Below are 20603 nucleotides of genomic sequence, written 5' to 3' on the forward strand. Positions count from 1 at the left end.
AAAATGTCTGCCTTCAAATGCAATCGAGTACGGTAAAATCCACCCCCAACGGCAACGGTTAACGGGCCTTGAAGTAGACAGACCCGTACTGCATCGGCCAAACCGCGTAAAAGTAAAGCCTCTCCCGATTAAATTATTTAAGTTAACGGTTATAACCTTTATAATGCTTGGCTATTATTCGTCGAGACGCCGCGCATGCAATTTGAAGATTTTCAGCTTGACCCTAGCTTATTAGAGTCACTTAAAGCCATGGGGCACCTGTCGCCCACCACCATCCAGCAAGAAACCCTGCCTCATGCCCTCGAGCAGCGGGATATTTTGGCGCGCGCCCCGACGGGTACAGGTAAAACCGCCAGCTTCTTATTGCCAGCACTGCAACACTTAATCGACTTTCCCCGTCGCTATTCTGGCCATGCACGAATTTTGATCCTGACGCCAACCCGTGAGTTAGCCAGCCAAATTCACCGTTATGCCTGCCACTTAGCCACAGGCCAAGGGCTGAATATCGCCATTATCACCGGCGGTGTGCCCTATGGTCCGCAGGAAGAAGCCCTAAAAGACAATATCGATATTCTGGTCGCGACGCCTGGCCGTCTGATGGAATATTTAGATAAAGGCAAATTCAGCGCGGAATCGGTCGACATACTGATCATCGACGAAGCCGACCGCATGCTCGATATGGGGTTCTCCGCCGTGGTGAAAGCCATTGCCCTCGAAGCCCAAGGTCGTAAGCAAAATATGCTGTTTTCGGCCACCCTCGAAGGCAGCGGCGTTATCCGTTTTGCCCGCGAAGTGCTTAACGATCCTATCGAAATCGATGTTGACGCACCGCGTAAAGAGAAGGCCAAGATCCACCAATGGATCCACCTTGCCGACGATAAAGAACATAAGATTGCTCTGCTGTGCTATCTGCTCAAGCAGGAAGACGTTAAACGCGCCATCGTATTCGTGAAGACTCGCGATGTGGTTTCTAGCCTAGAAGGCCAACTGCTTAAAGCCGGTATTCCCTGCGCCTTTATGCGTGGCGATATGGAACAGAAGAAACGCTTCCAAGCCTTAAGCCGCTTTACCAAAGGTGAAGTGAATGTGTTACTCGCGACCGATGTGGCCGCCCGTGGTATCGATATCGACGATATCAGCCATGTGATTAACTTCGACATGCCACGTTCTGCCGATAGTTACATCCACCGTATTGGTCGTACTGGCCGCGCGGGGGCAAAAGGAACGGCAATTTCATTGGCCGAAGCCCACGATATGCGGATTGTCGGTAAGATTGAGCGTTATATCGAGCAGCCGCTTAAACGCCGCATCATCGAGGAACTGCGTCCTAAACATAAAGAGGCGCGCGTGCCGACTAAGAAAAAGGCCAAAGTAAAAGCCAAGGAAGCCGCGAAGCGAACCAGCAAAAAAGAAGCTGCTAAAAAGGCCAGTAAAATTGCACGTAAGAAGCAATAACACAGCTACGAGAAAAGCCGCATAATGCGGCTTTTTTTATGGGCGGATGGCACAACGCTCTTGTGACTACGATGGAACTCACAACCGCCAAACCTCTCTAATCACAACAAATTAAGGTGGAAATTCGGGACGTCACCAAGCTCGATAAGCCCTACGCCATTCGATATCACCTTTAGACACATTTTATTTACAAAAATAAATTTATTGCGCTGCCTGACTCTGATATTTTAGGCGCATTAAGCGATTTAGCACGGATGTAACAATCATATGATGAAAACTTTACTCAGGAGATTATCTCCTCTGTTTATACTGCTGTTATTTGTTGTTGGCGCAATAGCACTGATGTCAACCAAGGAAGCCCCCGAACAAAAGCCCGAAGAAATGCCCGTGCCTATCGTGGATGTGACTCAGGTTGAGCAGCAAACGGTATCGCTTAATCTTCCTTCCTACGGCGTGGTTACCCCTAAATATAAGACGCAACTGGTCACCGAAGTCCAAGGGCGGATGCTGAGCATTTCCCCGCAATTTGTGGCCGGTGGCATAGTGAAGAAAGGCGATCAATTAGCCCAAATCGAACCTTCGGATTACGAAGCCGATTTAATGCAAGCCGAAGCCACCTTGGCTCAGGCAACCGCGGCACTGAATGAAGAAATCGCCCGTGGCGAAGTCGCTAAAATCGAATTTAAAGGCTACGACAAAGGCTTGCCGCCAGAGCTGGGGTTACGTATTCCACAGCTGAAAAAAGAACAAGCCAACGTGAAATATGCCCAGGCAGCACTGGCACGTGCGCAGCGTAACTTAGAGCGTACAGTCATTCGCGCCCCCTTCGATGGCATTATCAAAGCTAGAAATGTCGATTTAGGTCAGTACGTTACATTAGGCACTAACCTAGGCGAGCTTTACGACACTAGCATTGCCGAAATTCGTCTCCCTATCTCTAACGATGATTTAGCCTATTTAGAATCCGTCGATCACCCCGATACCCAAGTCACCTTAAGCGCCTCTTTGGCGGGTAAGGAAAACACTTGGATGGGTAATATTATTCGTAGCGAAGGCGTGATTGATGCCGATAACCGCATGGTTTACCTCGTGGCCGAGATTAAAGACCCTTACCTGCGTGAGCACAAAACCCAAGGCAGTTTACCGCTGAAATACGGCAGCTTTGTCAACGCCGTAATTAAGGGGCGCTCTGTCGATGGTATTGTCAAACTGCCTCGCCACGTAGTGCGTAATGAGCATGTTGCCTTAGTTAATGAGCAAAATATTGTTGAGATGCGCCATGTAAATGTGGTGCGTAGCGATCTTGAAAATGTGTTTATCAAGGACAGCTTAAAAACCGGTGAGCGCGTTGCCATCACTCACTTTAGCAATATGGCGAATGGCCAGTTGGTCAAAATCATAGGTGAAGATGCCAAGCCAGTGCAGACACCCACGCCTAAGGAAGATGCTCCTGAGTCGAGTCTTGCGGCCGCTGGAGTGAACTAATGGATACACAAAAAGGGATCTTAGCCTGGTTTGCCCGCAACAGCGTGGCAGCCAACCTGTTAATGTGGGCGCTGCTGATTGGCGGTCTATTTAGCACAGTATTGATTAATAAAGAGGTATTTCCCTCTTTTAACCTTAACTTATTGAGCATTACCGTTGCTTATCCCGGCGCTGCGCCGCAGGAAATCGAAGAAGGCATCAACATTAAGATTGAAGAAGCCATCCAAGATATCAACGGCATTAAAAAAGTCACTTCGGTTGCCAGTGAAGGCGTCGGCGCCATCACGGTCGAAGTCGAAGATGACTACGACGTGCAAACCGTACTCGACGAAGCCAAGTTGCGATTGGACGCGATTTCCACCTTTCCGGTGAACATCGAAAAACCGCAAATCTTTAAAATCGAACCCGAAAACAACGTGATTTGGGTGTCGGTCTACGGTGATATGTCGCTGCACGATATGAAGGAACTGGCCAAATCGGTACGTGATGATTTGACCCAACTCCCTTCTGTGACCCGCGCGAAAGTCACAGGGGTGCGCGACTATGAAATCGGTATCGAAGTCTCGGAAGATAAGCTGCGGGAATACGGCTTGACCTTCTCGCAAGTCGCCTTGGCGGTGCAAAACTCTTCTATCGACTTGCCGGGCGGTTCGATCCGCGCAGAAGATGGCGATATTCTGCTGCGTACTAAAGGCCAAGCCTATACCGGCGATGATTTTGCCAATATCGTCGTCACCACGCGCACCGATGGTAGCCGGGTGATGTTGCCCCAAGTGGCAACCATTAAGGATGATTTTGAAGAACGTTTAGAGTACACCCGCTTCAACGGCAAGCCTGCAGCGATTATCGAAGTGACCAGCGTGAACGATCAAAACGCCCTCGACATTGCTCAACAGGTTAAAGACTACGTCGAGAAACGCCGTGCCACTCTGCCAGCCAATGCACAATTAGACACTTGGGGAGACTTAACCCACTACCTCAAGGGCCGCTTAAACATGATGATGTCGAACATGTTTTACGGCGCCCTATTAGTGTTTGTGATCTTAGCCCTGTTCCTCGACCTCAAACTCGCCTTCTGGGTAATGATGGGGTTACCCGTGTGTTTTCTCGGCACTATGCTGATCATGCCGCTGGAACCTTTCTCCATGACCATCAACATGCTGACATTGTTCGCCTTTATTCTCGTCTTGGGGATAGTCGTCGACGATGCAATTGTGATAGGTGAAAGTGCCTACAGCGAGGTCGAACGGCACGGACACTCGATTGATAACGTGATCCGCGGCGCGCAAAAGGTGGCTATGCCCGCCACCTTCGGGGTGTTAACCACTATCGCCGCCTTTATCCCTATGTTGATGGTTTCTGGCCCCATGGGGATTATTTGGAAATCCATCGGCATGGTGGTCATCATGTGTCTGGCATTTTCACTGGTGGAATCTAAATTTATCCTGCCAGCGCACTTAGCCCACATGAAGTTTAGAAAGCCGGGGGAACCCACGGGTTTCTTTGGTCGCTTCAAGGACAGATTTAATAATCACGTTCAACACTTTATTCACCATAGTTACCGCAACTTCCTCGAGCGCTGTATCCAACATCGCTACAACGTCGTCGCGGCCTTTATCGGTGTGTTGATTTTATCCATAGCCTTAGTCGCCAGCGGCAAAGTACGCTGGGTGTTCTTCCCCGATATTCCATCGGACTTTATCCAAGTACAGCTAGAGATGGATGAAGGCAGCTCAGAGCAAAACACCCTCAAAGTGGTACAGGATATTGAAGAAGCCCTGTACAAGATGAACGCAAAAATGGAGAAGGACAACGGCAGCGAAGTGGTGAAGCACAGCTTTATCAACATGAGCTCGCGCACCTCCGCCTTTATCTTTGCCGAACTGACCAAGGGTGAAGACCGGGATGTGGATGGCGAGACGATTGCCGCTGCATGGCGCGAACAATTACCCGAGTTACTGTCGGTGAAGAAGCTCGATTTCAACGCCAGCGGTAACGGCGGAGGCGGTGGTGACATCTCCTTTAGATTAACCTCGAGCGATCTCGAAGAATTATCCGCAGCCGCCCGCGAGCTTAAGCAAAAGCTCGCCACCTACGAAGGTGTGTACGACATTGCCGATAACTTCTCCTCGGGTAGCCATGAGATCCGTTTAAAGATCCGCCCCGAGGCCGAAGCGCTGGGTTTAACCTTGTCAGATTTAGCACGCCAAGTCCGTTATGGTTTCTATGGTTATGAAGCACAACGTATTTTGCGTAATAAAGAAGAAATCAAAGTCATGGTGCGCTACCCCTTAGAGCAGCGCCGTACCGTTGGCTACCTCGAGAATATGTTGATCCGCACGCCGCAGGGCAAGTCGGTGCCTTTCTCAACCGTTGCTGAAGTCGAAAAAGGCGAATCCTACGCCTCAATCACCCGTGTCGATGGCAAGCGAGCAATTACCATTATTGCCAATGCCAACAAACACAAGGTGGAGCCTTCCAAGGTTGTGAATGAAATCCAACAGGATTTCCTGCCGCAGTTACAGGCCAAGTATCCGAAAATCCAAACCACCCTCGATGGCGGCAGTTTGGATGAGCAGAATGCCATGGTCGGTCTAATGCAGGGCTTCTTCTTTGCGCTGTTTACCATTTATGCCTTAATGGCGGTACCGCTCAAGTCTTACAGCCAGCCGCTGATCATTATGTCAGTCATCCCCTTCGGGATTATCGGCGCCCTGTTTGGGCATTTGATCCAAGGCCTTGCCATGAGCGTCTTGAGTCTGTGTGGTATCGTCGCGCTCGCTGGGGTAGTGGTAAACGACTCCTTGATTCTGGTGGACTTTGTTAACCGGGCGCGGGAGCAAGGGCAATCGGTCAGACAAGCGGCGGTGGATTCAGGCTGCTATCGTTTCAGGGCGATTATCTTGACCTCGTTAACCACCTTCGTCGGTCTTGTGCCTATCATTCTTGAACGCAGCTTACAGGCGCAGATTGTGATCCCTATGGCGACCTCCCTCGCCTTCGGTATCCTATTCTCGACTGTGGTGACCCTAATTTTGGTGCCTTTGCTGTACATCATTCTTGATGATGTTAAACGTACTTCTAGCCGCTTTTACCACTGGTGGTGGCGCCCAAAAACATCGCAGGAAAGGCATTTACCTGCCAATGAGAGCCACAAGGTATCCTTAGATGCCTTTAATGCACCTGACTATAAACAGGATTAGTGGTATTACAGTCATAACATCCTAACCCCATAAAAAAGAGAGCCTAGGCTCTCTTTTTTATCTCTAGCCTGTCCTGACGAGTAAAGCGCGTTGTGCGATCTAGGTGGCAGTTATCAAGGATCGCATTCGTTACACTCAACCTAAGTGACCGCCAAGATGCCAATAAAGTCGATAGTATGAAAACAGATCGGATGCCAAACTCACATTCTGCCCCAATCCCCCCCGCCCCACTCAAAGCCACTGAAACCTTAGCCAATGGCAACACAACGGCGGAAGTGTGCACCAATGAAACCTGCGCCAACGAAACCTTAGTCTATGATATTCGCAGGAGTCGTTACCTGAATATCACCGGCCGTTGCACCCTACGCTGCGCCTTCTGCCCGAAACATAATGGCAGTAAACAAATTCACGAGTATCAATTGGCATTGACCCACCAGCCCAAGCCAGAGGAAATCATCCCGCTGTTAGGTAAGGTGGAAGACTTTGAGGAATATGTGTTCTGCGGTTACGGTGAACCGACGATGAATCTGCCGACCCTGCTGGCCGTAGCCAAGGAAATCAAACGCCGTGGCGGCCGTGTGCGGGTCAATACCGATGGGTTAGGCAACCTAGTTCACAGGCGCAACATTCTGCCCGAGTTAGCGGAGTGCGTGGATGGATTATCCATTTCCCTCAACGCCGACAATGAGGCCGCCTATAACCAACATTGCCGCCCAAAACTGGCGGGCTCCTACGCTGCAGTGAATGCCTTTATCGCCCTCGCCCCCCACTATATTGAGCGCGTTCAAGTCTCGGCGATTGAGGGATTAGAAGGGGTCGACATCGATCTTTGCCGCGAACAAGTACTCGCCTCGGGCTGCGAGTTTAAGCACAGAGTGCTGGGCGCGCTCGGTTAATAGATCCCCAGAATAGCCGTTGGGTTGATGCATTGCTCGGCATAACAGAGTCGCCGAGCAACTTGCCACTGTCGTAACATTTCATTCGTGTTAACATAGCCTAATTAACAGTTAATCAACCCCAAATCGGCCCATGCTGAAAAAGAACCCTAGCCTACACCCACTCGCGCCATTACTTTCATTGACCCAAGGGTTGCATTGGTCTCACCAACGCCTGTTGGCTGTCGCGAGCCAGTTATCTATGCTGGTGATAGGTATGATTATTTTAACCAACTTAATCATTACCTTAGGTGAACGCCGGTTACAGGAAGAATGGGCAACCCAAAGATACAGCGAATTACAAACCATAGGCACGCTGATCACGGATAAGGTCGCCTTCCAGCAGTTTCGCACTCAGCTATTTGCCAAAGACGAATTACTCAAGCAGTACCTCAAAAATCCAACGGCCTCGTCTCAGCAGAAATTGCAGGAAAGTTGGCAGGAGCTAGTGCAGCATATTCCTGAACTCCTCGGCATTGCCCTGTTCGATCCCCAAGGTAATTATAAGTTTGCGACACCTTCAAACTTTAGTCAGGACGCGCTGCCCGCCGCTCTGTTAGGTTCGAGCCGCAACTTAGGTGGTAAAGAAGTCTTTACCTCGCCCTTGGAGTTTGTGCCCCTCAATGGCATGCTCGAACCCTACATGTATCAAATGACTTGGCTCGAGAAACCCGATCAAAGCTCGCTAGGTTACTTGATTACCTACAACTCGATTGTGCAGATGCTAGAAGCGATAAAACCTGCATTTTCAAGCAATAAGTCTCCGATGCTAGTGCTAGATACCCAAGGCTTGCTCTATGCGGGTGTGAGTGAACTCGCGCCCTTAACCCATATTCCCGATACCTTAGGCGCCAGTCTGCGCCAGAGTTATCCGGCGCTATGGCGGGAAATGTCGATGAGCAACTTTGGCCAATTTCATGGTGAAGATGCCACCTTCGTGTACCTCAAAGTCGAGTTAACCAATCAGCCCGAACTGCGCCGCGAGTATTTTTTACTCTCTTATATCCGCAATGCCGATATCGCCTCCAAGTTTTCCCAGTGGCAAAACATCGTTATCGTCGCCGCGTTAATCCTGACCTTACTCGCCGCTTGGGTGATCTTACTCAGCCATATGTATCGCCTGCAGTATCGCTCGCGCCAATACAGTATCGATGTGGCCAATGCACTATTTAACAATGATATCGGCTTTATCCTCGCCAATGAGCAGGCACGGATCATCAGTGCCAACCCTAAGGCGGCCGAGGCGACTCAAGTGCCACAGGATGAACTCACAGATCGCAGCCTGCAGCGCGCGCTGAATCTCGACGACCTGACCCACGCGCAAATGCTCGACCAAGTGCATAGACAAGGTGAGTGGCAAGGCAAGCTGTCGCTAGACAATGATAAGGGCTCAAGACTTAGCGTGTGCGTACGCCAAGCGCCGAGATTGGGGCGCGGCTTACCGCATCTGTTAGTCTCCCTTGAAGATATTAGCGCCATGATCGATTGCCAGAATCAAGCCTTCTTAAGCGACTTACTCTGCGATACGACTGTGGCCACAGCGCTGACTGATGCCAATGGTAAGCTGATAAAAATCAATCCAGTATTCGATCAACTGATGCAACTGAATGGCGATTTGAATCATGATTTAGCCTCACTGCTCGCCAACGATCTGGGTAACCAGTGGCAGCGGATCACCGCTCAGATCAGCATGCAAGGTCAATGGCAAGGGCAGATCCTCTGCTCGCCCAATCTGCGCCATTCGAATTGTTTACAGGCCACCTTAAAGGGGCATGTGGCCGCCGACGGTGAGATTGATTACATCATCTGTACCTTAGAGCAAGCCGCCGATAACCTGAGGGGCGCAGAGCCGCGCAGCTTTGTGCCGCACCGCAGCACCATTTTGCAGCATCTCGCCGATTTAGAACGCTATTTTGCATCGCTTTCGCCCCAAAGCCGCAACCACTCAAGCCTGCTAGTGATGGATATCAACCCCGAGGGTTTACTCAGCCATATGAGTGATATCGACCAACTCGAGACGCGTCAGCAGGAAGTGGAAGTGCAGCTCTTGCTCGAGATCCCTACCCACTACCAAATCCTTCACTGGCAACTCGGTAAACTGTTGTTGTTACTGCCAGATACCGATGCCACGGCGGCACATCACTTTGCCCTCAATACCATAGAAAAGCTCAACAGCAATGGCTTAGGTGAAGGGATTAGCATTGGGATTGCCAGCTATCAGGAAGGACAAAGCCTAGAGCAATACCTCAGCAATGCCGAGGTGGCGCTCAAACGGGCGAAGCAGAATAACGATCAGAATATCGGCCAGGCCTTTACTCGTCAGCCTTAGCGGGCGGATTAAAGGAATCGGGTAGCTTACTTTGGGTGATCTCGATAATGGCCGAGCGGTTCATGGTGATTTTGTAGCGCGCGTATTCAGGCTCTTCTCGGCCGTCCCGCAGCACTAAAATCAGATTCACTTGGTAACGACGCTCGACCGACTCGTGGCTGATCTTGCCCTCAAGTTCCTTATAAATCTTGGCCTTGCCCCGCTCTAAGTAGCGGGCAAAGGGTACAAAACTGAAGTTCACTTGCTCTTGTATGGTTGAGTAGCCCGCCTGAAACTCGCCATGATTTACCCGAGTGGCAATCTTGTAATGCAGGACTTCGGCATCGACCTTATTCTGGCTATGCCGTTGTTTTAGGATTTCGTTAACCTTCTCCGGCAAATCCTGCTGTCGCATAAATTCGAGCCAGACTAATTGCTTAGCGATCACCGACTGACTGGTGGTGTCCCTTAAGATACGGCTCCAACGCGGCCGACCACGCTGAATAAAGCGCCAAAGGGCATTACGCACATCATCCTTAAAGATTTCACGAAATCCGTAAATAACCGCCAGCGTCAACACCAATGCTATGGTAAAGCCGCTAAAGACGCCCTGCGCTTCGATAATGAGTGCCGATACCACCAACATCACCAATGCGGTCGCAAGTCCTGTCGTAAACTTCTTAAGGCCAATGCCTAAGGGTTTTAACTCTTCTTTGAGTACCACACCTTGCTGAATTAAGCGCCGCAATAACAGCATCTTATTCGAAATTCGGTTGGGGTCTTGCTTGGTCTGTGCCGAGTTATAGTTGTTGGCATCGCGATAAGCGCATTCGGTGCGGCACAGAGTCAAGACTCGTTCTTGAATGTCAGCAAAATCGCTGGTGCGGGTAGCATGGGCGAGTACTTTTAGCAGTTGCTGCTCGCAGAACCAGGACAGATAGTTATCGGCGTTCTCGAAATAGGATTTCCATTTAGGATCGCCCGGCTCATTACGGCGAAACTTTTTCAGCAGCTGCGTCACCTGCTCGCACAGCTCATCGAGCGCCAGATAGAAGTGCTCCACATCGGCGATGCGATTGAGTTCTTTGACATCGTTTTCAACCGCGACGGCAAACTGGTAGGCAAACAGGTTTAAGTACAGCCGGAATTCTTCTACGGTGCGACGATTCATACTGGCGAATCGCCCTTGCACCAGTGGCAAGTGCAGCCCTTCGGAGTAGTAGGAGCGGCGTCCGACAATCGCGCTGTGGTAATACTCTTCTTCGTTTAAAGTGTGCGCGCCTATGCCCATTTCCTTTGGTAAAAAGAAATAGAGATCGAGCTGACGATTATCGCCCTTTTCCATCTGATGGCTGAACTTAATCGACAGGGATTCTTCTTGTTTGACACGTATCTTAAACACAACAACCTTATGATTGAGATGGAAGAGTCGGCATTAACACCATGGAAAATATAATCTAAACCGAAAGCGCGGCAAATTCACTGATTAAATTCGGCTATTGACGATTCGACAGCCACAAACAGTGTTACTCGGCTGGAATAAGACAACGGCATAGTCTTGATTCGTGTCGCTATCGAGCACCTCTATGCTGAGATTGTGTCTGCCAGATTCACTAAAGTGCAAGCTGCTGATGTAGGAAAGGTATTTCATATGTTCGGGCCAAGACTTTTTATCTATGTCTTCGGATTCCGTCTTGGTTTTAACTGAAACATTGTAGGTCATGCGGTTCAGCTCCATGCTCTTGACCTCGCCCTGCATCAGAATCGCACCCGCGCTTGAACCATCGAGGTTAAAGTAACGGTAATTGATTTGCGCATTGCCCGCCGAGATTAAGACATCGACCAATAAGTAGAATTTCCCCTCATCCACTTGCTGCGTATGGCGGTCGAAGAGTTCGGAACTGCAATTTAAGATCACCGCCTTATTGGAGACAGATTGCAGGTAAATCACCCCGCAGGCGACGATTAGCGCCGAGAGTATAGTCAGATTTATTGTCCATTTAAGCCACTTAGCCACAGATCCCGACCTCCTGTAGCCAGTTCACATCGATAAATTCCTTCGGCCGCCTGAAGTCACTGATCTTCAAGTTGCGGATCACCGATTGCCCGAGTTTATAACCCCGCATAGTAATGTTGAGCACCTGTTTATCGTGGGAGAGTGAGGAATACACTTCGGACCAATCACTATGGCCGCAGCGACTCAACCCTTGGCCTAAGCGGTCGCCTAACTCAAACAATAGGGTATTGTTGGTTTTCGAGTTGGCATACAAATGCAGTCGAATATGTTGACCCGAGGCTAAGGGCAAATCGGTGGAGAGCAAAGGCTGAGTCGGTACGCTGTGGTCGATGCGGCTAAGGTAAAATCCTGAAATCGCGAGCATAAATCCAAAAACCAGCAACACACTCCACCAAGGTAAGGATTGCAGCCTAGGATAACGCAAGCTTTTTAGCTTTTGCCCTTGGGTACAGTGCAGCAGATAGCCTTGCCCCTTGACGGTTTCAATCAGCCCCTCATATTGGGGTCCGAGGAAGGAGCGGATCATAAAGACCGCCCGCGCTAACGAAGTGTCAGTCAGAGGAGGATGCGCCCCATCGCCAGTCTTCAGCTCATGCTTGGAGACCAGTTTGCCTTGATGTTCAACCAACAGGCTCAACACTTGCAACTCGGCACGGGGAAGGTGCCAAGATTCATCACGAGCCTGTTCGACGAGTAAGCCACGCTCACGGTCAAACCAACAGCCCCCCACCTGCATAATTCAAACTCCAACCTATAAAATCATCGAATTAAGTCTATGCAAGCCTGCTAATGATTACTGTGATCCCGTTAACCCAAGGGGCTAAATAATTAATTTTCGTGAGCTTCCCCCGCAGGCAAATAAGCATAGAACAAAAACCTGCTTCAGCTCACAGCGATAAATGGTATTTGCAGCCCCCTCGCTTGGTGATAAATCCGCGTAAATTTACATAAATGCCACAAATAATGTGCGCTGCCGCAAATTGAAATCGAGCATTCCCACAAAATTACCTCGTAAGCATCGACTAAAACGATTGTTCTTCTCCCACCGCCAGCGATTTTGGGAGGCGAAATATCCCCGGCCGCAAATCACACTATTTATTGCTGTAGTTTCTAGAATGATGCCATCAACCAATGGTTACTGATTGATAAATAAAAGCAATTAATAAAAGAGGATATTCATGATGAGCATTAATCGACGCCAAGCATTAACTCGCATTATCGGTATCAGCACGGCGGCTGCGGGCGCAACTTTAATGGGTACGTCAGCATTTGCGGCAACCAATGCCGACGGTCAATATCAATTAGCCCTCGGGGAAAAACTCAAATATGTGCCACTCGATGCCATGGCAACCGCAAAACTTGCCTACGAGACGGGTGGCGGCTGTATGCACCAAGTGTTTCACTCGGTTATCACTATGCTAGCGCAATCTAATAGTGCCGATGCCGACAAATTTAAAACCATTCCCACCGCCCTTGCGGGGTATGGTTTTGCTGGGGTCACAGGCCAAGGCACACTCTGTGGTAACCTCAACGCTATTGGTATGTTAGTCAACATCTTAGATGATATTAACGGCCAGAATAGCGCGGTTATCGCCAATACCTTCCGTTACTATGAAAACACCACCTTGCCACTATCGACCCCTGAGTTCGTTGCAGGTATCGGCTCGACAGCGGAAAAAACCGCCCTTGTAGGTAGCTCATCGAAAGCCATGAGTGTGCTGTGCCACTCCTCCATCAGTAACTGGTCACGGGCTTCTGGCCTGCCCTTCGCCAAGAAGGGTGAGCGCTGCTATCGCCTATCGGCCTCTATGGCCTATTACTTGGTGGAACTGCTAAACCGTGCCTATCAGGGCGAGAATATTGGCGCCCTCCCCGGCACCAAACCCTCACTGGAAGCGCAGGATTGCCAAGTCTGCCACGGCAGCACCAGCACCTTAGGTTCGGCGGCAAGTGTTAAAACCGATATGGAATGCACCACGTGCCACACTGGCCACTTCAATTAAGGAGGCAGTGATGAAATACCCATTACTCGCATTAACCCTAGGTACACTCATCCTTGTCGGCTGTGGTAGTGATGATGATAAATCCGAGGAGGTCACGCCTCCGCCGCCACCGCCGCCGGTCGAAACCACGGTGAGTATCGATGAGGCCACTCAGATTAATCTGGCGGTAGAACAGTTTGACTCTAACACCGGCAGCTTAGTGTTCTCATTAACCGATGCTAACCAAGCGGCGATTACCGCCGCCAAGAGCTATGATATTTATTACTTTGGTTTCCCTAATAAAGATAAAGTCTCGGCCAATCCTAAGGCTTGGAAACGCTGGCATGTGACCCAAAGTTATCGCTGCCAGAGCCAAGGAGAATGTACGGGTCAACTGACCGAAGTGAAGAATGGCCAATATCAGTTCGAAATCGCGGGTCTCGATTGGCAACAACAGGACCCCAGCGGCGCCGTGTCCCAAATCAAGGTTGCGATTCAGATCTATGGTGCTAAGGCCAACAATGAACTGGCATTAGTTCAAGTGACACCTCAGTAGCGACACAGTCCCCCCCTTCATCGTGCCCAAAAAAGGCATCCTGTGGGATGCCTTTTTATTGCTGACATTAATGACTCCTACAAGCCCACAAATGCCCGCTGGGATAGAACTTAATCAACACGAAATCATTTAAGGTATCCATGTCCACAATCTGCATATCGAAACTCATTCTGCCCTGCTCGAATAAGGCTTGGCGGGATTTTCGCACCTCGGCACGCATTAAGTCGGGCACTTCGGTTTGCAGTAGGTCCATTTTTAAATTGGCTTGGTCTAAATTCAGCTTATAAGTCATAGTGCCAGGCTCTAAGGCACTGACTTTGCCGCGGTAAATCAGCGCAGCCAAGTCTTGCCCATCCTGCGCATAGCGATAACTTAACTTAGCGTGATTAGCCTCTATCGCCACATCGAGGGCTAAACTTTGGCTAAAGGCAGGCAGAGATTCGGCCATAAAAGGCGATTGGTACAGCTTAGCCAGGCAACTCAAGTTGAGTTGCTTACTGTTAAAGCTCATGGCGTAAGTGCCCAGCACGATACTGGATAAAATGACAATTATTCCAACTACATGCCATAAACGAAACCTATGGGTTTTCGCCGTTAAATCAGAAAATTTAAGCACAGATCCCCACCATTTTTAGCCATAACTCATCAATCACATCGGCATTAAAATCCTCGGACATCATCTTGATGGTCTCGAATCTCAGCCCATCGGCATCTTCATTTTTTAGCACTAGACTCACAAACTTTTGGTCCGTTGAGATTGTGGCGGCGATGGATTGCCAAGGGAAAATGGCACAAGCCGAAACCTGCGCCAGAAAGTGGTCGACTAATGGCTTCATCGAATGGTCCATCGGCTGTCCCGTATAAAATTGGATCTCTGACAAATCACCATTATGCATAGGTAATTGCGTCGCATAATTGGGCGTGATGCTTGTAGGGTGGGAGATCCGAGAGCCAACCCAAAACAGGGTTGCCAAGGTCAAGAGCATCAGCAACATAAACTGTGGCATACCTAGTTTAAAAAGCGGCGAATTAAGCTCGGTACGGGATTGTTTTCTAGGAGTGGCGTAAAGGATAAAACCTTGATTAGCTACATTGACCAATAGATGCGCCGCATCGTCACCGAGAAATAACCTTAAGCGTCGAATGGTGCTATTGAGCAAGTCATCGGCACGCATAGGCAATTTGAGTTGCGGCCGAATCGCCTGCTGTAACTCCATGCGCGAAACGACTTTGCCGCGCTGTGCACTCAGCAGAGAAAGTATTTGAAATTCATCCGCACTCAATAACCAGCTGCGTCCTGAAGCCGAATCAACCAGCACTTGTTCCTGTGCATTAAACCAACAAGCGCCTATTTGCATCTCGGCCTCTTTCATCATCTTACTTGAGGCCGAGTATACAATTCGAGCTAAAACAACGCAGTGATCTTAATACCACCTAACATGGTCAGATGAATAATCTGTGAAACACATCAATAAAACATTTAATGCTAAAAACAAACAACGATACATTGTGTTTCATTTGTTTTTAGAACATTGCCGCATTGAGCCACATATGTACCAAAATGCTAGCAATATAGCCAAGCGCGATCACAGGCGTCCAACGTAAATGGGCGCCGAAGGTGTAAATCCCCCTCGCCTGTCCCATCAAGGCAACCCCTGCCGCACTGCCGATGGATAACAAACTGCCCCCAACGCCCGCGGTTAAGGTCACCAGTAACCATTGACCGAGGGCCATCTCTGGGTTCATGGTCAACACGGCGAACATCACTGGAATGTTATCGACAATGGAAGACAACAGACCGATAGCCACGTTGGCATAGGTTGCATCCCAATGGGAATACAGTGCCTCAGACACTAAGCTTAAATACCCCATAAAGCCAAGGCCGCCCACACATAACACCACACCGTAGAAGAACAGTAAGGTATCCCATTCGGCGCGGGAAATCCGGCTAAACACATCGAAGGGCACCACGCTGCCAAGTTGTTGTAGCCGTTGTTTATCCTGACGTAATTCCGCCTTCGCACGCTCACGAGCAACGGATTTATCGAAGGTCTTACGCAGGTAATAACCGAAGAACTGCAGGAAGCCCAGACCCGTCATCATCCCAAGCACAGGTGGCATGCCGAAGAAGGAATGAGCACACACCGCCGTCGCAATGGTCAGCAGGAATAACGCCACGATACGTTTAGCACCGGGTTTAGTGTACACCTGCTCTTTTTCAGGCTCTGGCACATAACGTGGGATAAACACGCTCATAATCGCCGCAGGCAAGGCAAAGTTGACCAAGGCGGGAATAAACAGATGGAAGAAGTCAGCAAAGTGCACTAAGCCCTTTTGCCACACCATCAGGGTGGTGATATCACCAAAGGGACTAAAGGCACCGCCCGCATTCGCCGCAACCACAATGTTGATACACGCCAGCGTAATAAATTTGCGCTGCCCCGCGCCGACCTTCATCACCACGGCACACATCAATAATGCAGTGGTTAAGTTATCGGCCACTGGCGAGATAAAGAACGCCATAAACCCCGTCAGCCAGAACACGGTTCGCAGACTAAATCCCCGTCCGACTAGCCAACCGCGGATCGCATCGAATAAGTTACGTTCCTCCATGGCGTTGATATAAGTCATCGCCACTAATAGGAAGAGTAATAACTCGGCGTATTCCAGTAGATTGTGCTTAAAGGCTGCCTCGGAAACCTCCGACATGCCATTTTGCACATACACAAAACCTATCATGCCCCAAATAATGCCGGCTGCGACCAATACGGGTTTGGATTTACGCAGGTGCAGCGCCTCTTCGGCCATCACCAAAATATAGGCGAGCACGAAGACGCATACGGCAATATACCCCACTGATGCAGCGGTTAAATCGAGCCGTTCTGTTCCTTCGGTCATTGCCCAAACTGCTGGTGAGAATCCGCTCAATATTGCAACGCAGAATAGGCTAGCGAGCACCACTCCACTGTTTTTAAACCACCGCTGTAATTTCATCAAAGTTGATCTCTGCAAGGGAAATTAGTTCGAAAATTACCATAGCTCGGGCTCTGTAAATTTTGACAAAACGCAACTTTCTATGCATTTCCCGATAACCAAGGGCATCTACAACATTAATTTTTGTATAACTACAGACATAACTAATAAAGAATTAACTAACTTTGTTTCAAGTTAGTCCAAAAACAGCCAATAAAAAAGCACCTCTCGGTGCTTTTTTATTGATATCAATCACATTGATTAGAACGAGTAGAGCAAGGTCATATTCGTTTCGGTATCAGTGCTCTTTTTATCATCCAGCGGCTCGCTGTTGTAACGCACGATAATCGCAAACTTCATCGCCAAGGCGCCAATAATATTGGCAGTCAGCGAGGTTTCTGAACGCGCATCTAATTTATCGCCGTAGTCGGCCACAAAACGTTGCTGGAATTTTGAGGTTTCAGTGATTTCAGTTTCGAAGTTGATCACGCCGTGGGCAACCACACTGTCATTCGAGTCTGTGCCTTCTAGCAGGGCTTGCTCTGAATCGAGGCGTTGATAGATGTAACCGGGACCGATTTCCACATCCAAGAAGGTCTTGCTGGTGTCATAGAGTCTGTGACCATAACCCGCCGCGCCTGAAACTGTGTAGTCATAACCGGTAAAAGGGTCGACTTCGTAGTTAGCGTTGGCAAACAGATAGCTGCGATCTGTCATCTTATAGTTGCCTTGAGCACCCGCTAAATAACGTTTAGCTGTCACTTCACCCGTATCTTCTTTGTACAAACCTTCTAAAAGATATTGGTTTTCCCAGTCACCTAGTTCGTGTTTTAGGCTTAAGCGGCCCTTGTAGGATGAGGTATCGGTGTTACCTGTGGTTAAGGTTGCACCTAACTCGGCTTCACCTGCGAATGTCTTGTCGCCTTTTACAAAATCGGCTCCCGCATTAGCCATAAATGGCGCAGTCATTAATAGCGCTGCGGTCAGTACTTTCTTCATGTTTATCCGTTCCTGTTGCGTTTTATCCCCTAAAAAATCTGCGCAATACTAACATTTACGATTAAAAAATGAAAATTCAACGGTTTTTTGCATAAAAAAGCCCGCTAATCAGCGGGCTTTTAACAGTGCTTTAAGGCTTACAGGTTGATCTTAGGATCTAATGCGCCTGACTGATAAGCTTTGTACATTGCTTGTAAAGACAATGGCTTAATCTTAGAAGCTTGACCCGCACAACCGAAAGCTTCGTAGCGAACAGTACAGATGTCTGCCATCGCTTCCATAGAGGCTTTCAGGAACTTACGTGGGTCGAACTCGCTTGGGTGTTCGGCCAAGTATTTACGTACCGCACCGGTAGACGCTAAGCGCAAATCGGTATCGATGTTCACTTTACGCACGCCGTGTTTGATACCTTCTACGATTTCTTCTAATGGCACGCCGTAAGTTTCAGGAATTTGACCACCGTATTGATTGATGATCTGTAACCATTCTTGTGGCACTGAAGATGAACCGTGCATTACTAAGTGAGTGTTAGGAATGCGGGCATGGATTTCTTTGATGCGGTCGATACGCAGTACATCACCCGTTGGTTTACGGCTGAACTTGTATGCACCGTGGCTAGTACCAATCGCAATCGCCAGCGCGTCAACATGGGTATCAGCAACGAAGCGTGCCGCTTCTTCTGGGCTGGTCAGCAGTTGGTCGTGGCTTAATACGCCTTCTGCGCCGACACCGTCTTCTTCACCAGCAGTACCGGTTTCTAAGCTGCCTAAACAACCGATTTCACCCTCTACAGACACACCACACGCGTGGGCGAATGCTACGGTTCTGCGAGTCACATCAACGTTGTACTCGTAAGAAGCAGGGGTTTTACCATCGGCCATTAATGAACCGTCCATCATGACTGATGACATACCTAATTGGATAGAACGCTGACAGATGTCAGGATCGGTACCGTGGTCCTGGTGAATACAGACTGGGATATCTGGATACTGTTCAAGTGCAGCCGTCATCAGGTATTTTAAGAATTGTGGACGCGCATATTTACGTGCACCCGCAGAGGCTTGCACGATAACAGGGCTGTCTGTAGCTTCTGCAGCCTGCATGATAGCGCGCATTTGCTCAAGGTTGTTTACGTTGAACGCTGGCACACCGTATCCATGCTCTGCCGCGTGATCGAGTAGTTGTCGTAGGGAAATTAACGCCATTTTTTAACTCCAATAATAGGGTGACTGTCACATCAACGTTAGGTCACCGAGGTCGCTATCGTTTGGATGGATTTTTATGCTCAATCACTCAAGAACAACTTAGTCGTCTTAAGAGAATGAGCGGTTTTTTATAATTTTTTTATCTAGTTTTAGTGCCATCGCAGCGCCCTGCCGCGATGGCGCAATACCTAACTTAATGTTAGGCACCGCGTTGTTTTAGCATAGCTACAGCCGGTAACTCTTTACCTTCTAAAAACTCAAGGAAAGCGCCACCGCCAGTAGAAATGTAAGAGACTTTATCGGCGATATCATACTTGTCGACCGCCGCTAAGGTGTCACCACCGCCAGCGATAGAGAAGGCTTTAGAATCAGCGATAGCTTGCGCGATGCGCTTAGTACCTTCACCGAATTGGTCGAACTCGAACACGCCCACAGGGCCGTTCCATACGATAGTGCCAGCAGACTCGATGATTTTCGCTAACGCTTCGGCACTGTCGGGGCCGATGTCGAAAATCATGTCGCTATCGCCCACTTCATTGACCGCTTTTAAGGTCGCGGCGGCCGTTGGGCTAAACTCACCCGCAACAACCACATCGGTAGGTACAGGAATGTCGCCACCGCGGCTTTGAGCATTCGCCACTAAGCGCTTAGCTTCATCAATTAAATCCGCTTCGTATAAGGATTTACCTACATTGTGACCCGCCGCAGCGATAAAGGTGTTGGCGATACCGCCACCCACAACTAATTGGTCAACGATGCCAGATAAGCTTTCTAATACGGTCAGCTTAGTCGACACTTTAGAACCGCCAACGATGGCCACTAATGGGCGCGCTGGGTTGTCTAGGGCTTTGCCTAACGCTTCTAATTCTTGTGCTAATAATGGGCCTGCACAGGCGATAGGAGCGTGTAAGCCAACACCATTGGTTGACGCTTCTGCGCGGTGAGCGGTACCGAAGGCATCCATCACATACACATCACATAAGGCCGCCATTTTCTTTGACAGGGCTTCGTCGTTTTTCTTCTCGCCTTTGTTAAAGCGAACGTTTTCAAACACAACCACTTCGCCTACCGCAACTTCAACGCCGTCTAAATAGTCGGTCGCTAAGCGCACAGGGCAAGACAGAGCTTTGGCCAAGTAATCGACCACAGGTTGCATGGAGAATTCGCTGTTGTATTCACCTTCGGTTGGACGACCTAAGTGAGACATCACCATTACCGCAGCGCCTTTGGCAAGGGCTAATTCGATAGTGGGAAGAGAGGCGCGCAGACGTGCATCACTGGTGACGACGCCGTTGCTGACTGGCACATTGAGATCTTCACGAATAAGCACTCGCTTACCTTGGAGATCTAAATCTGACATATTGATAATTGCCATGGTAACGCTTCCTTTTATAATCAAAAAAACAAACTGGTTTTTGCATCAATCGGTTAGCTTAGTAGCTACTCGGCACTCGACATCCCGTCGAATTGGCCACTAGGCTTAAC

16 protein-coding genes are annotated in these 20603 nt (G+C 49.2%); 7 read left to right on the plus strand and 9 right to left on the minus strand.

Going from position 1 to position 20603, the window contains the following annotated elements:
• Positions 1–195: 195 nt before the first annotated feature.
• The 5 genes from srmB (at position 196) to SHEWANA3_RS17510 (ending at position 9407) form a co-directional block, all read left to right on the plus strand.
• Positions 196–1455, plus strand: coding sequence for an ATP-dependent RNA helicase SrmB (gene srmB, locus SHEWANA3_RS17490; RefSeq protein ID WP_011718139.1), 1260 nt, complete (start codon positions 196–198; stop codon positions 1453–1455).
• Positions 1456–1722: 267 nt separating this feature from the next.
• The gene (locus SHEWANA3_RS17495; protein ID WP_011718140.1) at positions 1723–2940 is read left to right on the plus strand and encodes an efflux RND transporter periplasmic adaptor subunit; all 1218 of its coding nucleotides are present in this window, start codon (positions 1723–1725) and stop codon (positions 2938–2940) included.
• The gene (locus tag SHEWANA3_RS17500) at positions 2940–6143 is read left to right on the plus strand and encodes an efflux RND transporter permease subunit (protein ID WP_011718141.1); all 3204 of its coding nucleotides are present in this window, start codon (positions 2940–2942) and stop codon (positions 6141–6143) included. Before SHEWANA3_RS17495 ends, SHEWANA3_RS17500 begins: the two co-directional genes overlap by 1 nt.
• A gap of 191 nt (positions 6144–6334) precedes the next feature.
• A complete protein-coding gene (locus SHEWANA3_RS17505; RefSeq protein ID WP_049796013.1) occupies positions 6335–7039 on the plus strand; it encodes a TatD family nuclease-associated radical SAM protein in 705 nt (234 codons plus the stop codon).
• A 133-nt stretch (positions 7040–7172) separates the two neighbouring features.
• On the plus strand, positions 7173–9407 hold the full coding sequence (locus SHEWANA3_RS17510; protein ID WP_011718143.1) for a PAS domain-containing protein: 2235 nt from the start codon (positions 7173–7175) through the stop codon (positions 9405–9407).
• On the opposite strand, the gene SHEWANA3_RS17515 is transcribed toward SHEWANA3_RS17510, so the two are convergent.
• The 3 genes from SHEWANA3_RS17515 to SHEWANA3_RS17525 form a co-directional block, all read right to left on the minus strand.
• Positions 9391–10788, minus strand: a complete 1398-nt coding sequence (locus tag SHEWANA3_RS17515; RefSeq protein ID WP_011718144.1) for a hypothetical protein — start codon at positions 10786–10788, stop codon at positions 9391–9393. The genes SHEWANA3_RS17510 and SHEWANA3_RS17515 overlap by 17 nt on opposite strands.
• 84 nt (positions 10789–10872) lie before the next feature.
• On the minus strand, positions 10873–11403 hold the full coding sequence (locus SHEWANA3_RS17520) for a hypothetical protein (RefSeq protein ID WP_011718145.1): 531 nt from the start codon (positions 11401–11403) through the stop codon (positions 10873–10875).
• Entirely contained in the window at positions 11396–12139 is a 744-nt protein-coding gene (locus SHEWANA3_RS17525) for a helix-turn-helix domain-containing protein (protein WP_011718146.1), read from the minus strand. Before SHEWANA3_RS17525 ends, SHEWANA3_RS17520 begins: the two co-directional genes overlap by 8 nt.
• Before the next feature lie 445 nt (positions 12140–12584).
• On the opposite strand from SHEWANA3_RS17525, the gene SHEWANA3_RS17530 reads away from it, so the two are divergent.
• Complete coding sequence (locus tag SHEWANA3_RS17530; RefSeq protein WP_041413141.1) at positions 12585–13406, plus strand: hypothetical protein; 822 nt, start codon at positions 12585–12587, stop codon at positions 13404–13406.
• A 10-nt stretch (positions 13407–13416) separates the two neighbouring features.
• Entirely contained in the window at positions 13417–13941 is a 525-nt protein-coding gene (locus SHEWANA3_RS17535) for a hypothetical protein (RefSeq protein WP_011718148.1), read from the plus strand.
• Between the two features lie 67 nt (positions 13942–14008).
• On the opposite strand, the gene SHEWANA3_RS17540 is transcribed toward SHEWANA3_RS17535, so the two are convergent.
• The 6 genes from SHEWANA3_RS17540 to SHEWANA3_RS17565 form a co-directional block, all read right to left on the minus strand.
• A complete protein-coding gene (locus SHEWANA3_RS17540; RefSeq protein WP_011718149.1) occupies positions 14009–14557 on the minus strand; it encodes a hypothetical protein in 549 nt (182 codons plus the stop codon).
• The gene (locus tag SHEWANA3_RS17545; protein ID WP_011718150.1) at positions 14550–15299 is read right to left on the minus strand and encodes a helix-turn-helix domain-containing protein; all 750 of its coding nucleotides are present in this window, start codon (positions 15297–15299) and stop codon (positions 14550–14552) included. Before SHEWANA3_RS17545 ends, SHEWANA3_RS17540 begins: the two co-directional genes overlap by 8 nt.
• Before the next feature lie 166 nt (positions 15300–15465).
• Entirely contained in the window at positions 15466–16935 is a 1470-nt protein-coding gene (gene nhaD, locus SHEWANA3_RS17550; RefSeq protein ID WP_011718151.1) for a sodium:proton antiporter NhaD, read from the minus strand.
• A 240-nt stretch (positions 16936–17175) separates the two neighbouring features.
• Positions 17176–17913, minus strand: coding sequence for a DUF481 domain-containing protein (locus tag SHEWANA3_RS17555; RefSeq protein ID WP_011718152.1), 738 nt, complete (start codon positions 17911–17913; stop codon positions 17176–17178).
• 137 nt (positions 17914–18050) lie between these two features.
• Positions 18051–19118 (minus strand): class II fructose-bisphosphate aldolase, encoded by a 1068-nt coding sequence (fba, locus tag SHEWANA3_RS17560; protein WP_011621571.1) that lies wholly within the window; start codon positions 19116–19118, stop codon positions 18051–18053.
• Positions 19119–19317: 199 nt separating this feature from the next.
• Positions 19318–20493, minus strand: coding sequence for a phosphoglycerate kinase (locus SHEWANA3_RS17565; RefSeq protein WP_011718153.1), 1176 nt, complete (start codon positions 20491–20493; stop codon positions 19318–19320).
• Positions 20494–20603: the final 110 nt, after the last annotated feature.

The sequence above is a fragment of the Shewanella sp. ANA-3 genome, from assembly GCF_000203935.1.
Taxonomy (GTDB): Bacteria; Pseudomonadota; Gammaproteobacteria; order Enterobacterales; family Shewanellaceae; genus Shewanella.